The organism is Arthrobacter sp. Leaf141 (assembly GCF_001424565.1).
Classification (GTDB): domain Bacteria; phylum Actinomycetota; class Actinomycetes; order Actinomycetales; family Micrococcaceae; genus Arthrobacter.
On sequence record NZ_LMOL01000015.1, the window covers coordinates 1 to 1,940 of the forward strand.

Here is a 1,940-nt window from a genome sequence, read left to right on the forward strand (position 1 = left end):
GCTCTCACCCACCGGCCGCTACTACCCCGCCGAACACCCCGACCACGAACCACCCACCTGGCCGTCCGAGTGGACCCAACAACACCCCACACCGGAACCGGCAGAACCACAACAAATCACAGCAAACCCGGAACCACCCTGGGCACATACCGGACAGGAAAGCGAACGCCTTGCGTCAATGCAAGGCGGGCCGGATTCCATTCACCAACCCATATTCGAGGGTGCCACGTTCGAGCCAATGACCTTCCTGCCGGACTTTCACGAACCGGACTTAGTTGAGCAGGAACTCCTGGACAGGTTCCGCTCAGGTGAAGACATTTACGACTATGAGGTGACTGAAGGCGGCCTCCTGAGCAGCTACCTTGTCAGTCACGGACTTCCCTTGCCCTGAACCTTCGGACTTCCGCACGCTGGACACCCCGAGACTCCAGCAACCAGGTACGGCTCAGGCCGGACAGCGCACCGGACGTGGCGCAGTCCGGCCTGAGCCGTTCCGTTACTACTTGCTGCAGGATGGTGTCAGAGCCCGAACGTCTCGGACTCATCAAAGGGGCCCACCACCGTGACGGTCCGGGGCGCAGCTGCGAGCTCGGCCGCGAGTTCCTGCACCTGCTCAGCAGTCACTGCCTTAATCAGGCGAAGGGTCTCATCGATGTCCTGGTACTCGCCGGAGACCAGTTCGGCCCGGCCCAGCCGGGACATCCTGGACCCGGTGTCTTCAAGGGCCAGCACGATGCCGCCGCACAGCTGGCCAACGGCCTTGCGCAGCTCCTCCTCGGAAATGCCGTGCTCGGCCAGCTTGTCCAATTCAACGCCCAGCAGATCCAGGACTTGGCGGACCTTGGACGGCGTGCAGCCGGCGTACATTCCGAAGTAGCCGGCATCGGCGTAAGAGGACGCGAACGAGTACGTGGAGTACACCAGCCCACGCTTCTCGCGGATCTCCTGGAACAGGCGTGAGGACATGCCGCCGCCCAGGACGGCGTTGAGGACACTCATGACGTAGCGCCGCTGGTCGGTGGCCACGATGGTGGGGCAGCCCATGATGATGTTGGCCTGCTCCACGGCACGCTTGATCACCTGCAGTCCGGCGGTGCCGGTGATGAGGGCGCGTTCCGTTGAGCGCCGGTCAACGGGTGCAGCGTCGGATTCGAGGTTCCAGCCCGCCGACTTCAGCGCGTCAACCACCAGCCCGCACACCACATCATGGTCCAGGCCGCCAGCTGCGGTGATGACCAGCTCGTCGGGCCGGTAGTAGCGCCGGTAGTGCTCCCACACCGAATCGCGGGCAACCGCACGGATGGCGTCCGGGGTTCCGCCGATGGGCCGGCCCAAGGGGTGGCTCCCCAGGACCGCGGCGACGAAATGCTCGTGGGCGACGTCGGTGGGGTCATCGCTGTCCATGGCGATTTCCTCGAGGATGACGTCCCGTTCCTGTTCCATCTCGGCCGGGTCAAGGACAGCGCCGGTGATCATGTCGGCAATGACATCGATGGCCATGGGCAGGTCGGTGTCCAGGACGCGCGCAAAGTAGCAGGTGCTTTCCTTGGCCGTGGCTGCGTTTGATTCGCCGCCCACCTCGTCAAATGCCGAGGCGATCTCCAGCGCGGTGCGCCGCTTGGTGCCCTTGAACAGCAGGTGTTCAAGAAAGTGCGTGGAGCCGTGCTGTCCGGGGGCTTCATCGCGTGACCCCACGCCTACCCAGAAACCGATGGTCGCCGACCTTTGGCCGGGCATCGCTTCGGTCAGAACCCGAACACCGCCGGGCAGCACGGACCGGCGGACTTCGGAGCCGCCTTCGGAGCCATGGACCAGGGTGTCACCGGGATGGTTCTGCTCGAGGGGCAGGGGTACAACAGTCATTGAGGCCTTTCAGGAGGTGCAGCCGGATCTGGCTGCCATCGTAACAGCGGCGGGGCCGGTGGATCATCCACCGGCCC

The 1,940-nt window shown here is 64.5% G+C and carries 1 protein-coding gene and 1 pseudogene; one reads left to right on the plus strand and one right to left on the minus strand.

The window, feature by feature from the left end; all coding sequences use genetic code 11:
- Positions 1-391: pseudogene (locus ASF72_RS21015) on the plus strand (hypothetical protein); the annotation flags it as partial.
- A 128-nt stretch (positions 392-519) separates the two neighbouring features.
- On the opposite strand, the gene ASF72_RS11150 reads toward ASF72_RS21015, so the two are convergent.
- A complete protein-coding gene (locus tag ASF72_RS11150; RefSeq protein ID WP_056598900.1) occupies positions 520-1,863 on the minus strand; it encodes a M16 family metallopeptidase in 1,344 nt (447 codons plus the stop codon).
- Positions 1,864-1,940 lie beyond the last annotated feature (77 nt).